This is a genomic window from Mesorhizobium sp. M5C.F.Ca.IN.020.32.2.1 (assembly GCF_004023105.1).
GTDB classification, from domain to species: domain Bacteria; phylum Pseudomonadota; class Alphaproteobacteria; order Rhizobiales; family Rhizobiaceae; genus Mesorhizobium; species Mesorhizobium wenxiniae.
In genome coordinates this window covers 1-735 of record NZ_RZSX01001497.1, presented here as the reverse complement: position 1 = coordinate 735, position 735 = coordinate 1, and the positions used below count along the sequence as shown (strand labels likewise).

The following is a 735-nucleotide window of genomic DNA, read 5'->3' as shown; positions in this document are numbered from 1 at the left end:
ACCTTATCCACATCGGCCCACAGCTTGGAACGAACCCCTGTGAACAAACCCCAGAGCTTCTTTCACCTTCACCTGATTTCCGATGCCACCGGTGAAACGCTGCTGGCGGCCGGCCGCGCGGCCTCCGCGCAATATAAGGATGCGCGCGCCATCGAGCATATCTACCCGCTCATCCGCACCGAAAAGCAGGTGACGAAAGTGTTCGAGGACATCGAGGAGGAGCCGGGCATCATCCTCTATACGGTCGTCGACCAAAAGCTCGCCCGCGGTATCGACGAACGCTGCGCCGCCATGGGCCTGCCTTGCGTCTCCGTGCTGGAACCGGTGCTGACTGTGTTCCAGTCCTATCTCGGCACGCCGGCCGGCCGCCGCGTCGGCGCCCAGCATGTTCTCGACGCCGAATATTTTCGCCGCATCGACGCGCTCAATTTCACCATGGAGCATGATGACGGCCAGCTGCCCGCCAATATGGACGACGCTGACATCGTGCTCGTTGGCATTTCGCGCACCTCGAAGACACCGACCAGCATCTATCTCGCCAATCGCGGCATCAAGACCGCCAACATCCCGATCGTGCTCGGCGTGCCGGTACCGGAAAGCCTGGTCAACGCCACGAAACCGCTGATCGTCGGGCTGATCGCCACCGCCGAGCGCATCTCTCAGGTCCGCCAGAACCGCATCCTCGGCAACACCAGCGCCTACGAGCCGACCGACTATGTCGACCGCGCCGCGATC

At 62.4% G+C, this 735-nt stretch carries 1 protein-coding gene; it reads left to right on the top strand.

Annotation, left to right across the window (positions count from 1 at the left end; genetic code table 11):
• Positions 1–39: 39 nt before the first annotated feature.
• A partial coding sequence (locus EOA86_RS37065) for a pyruvate, water dikinase regulatory protein (RefSeq protein ID WP_164892429.1) occupies positions 40–735 on the top strand: 696 nt, incomplete at its 3' end.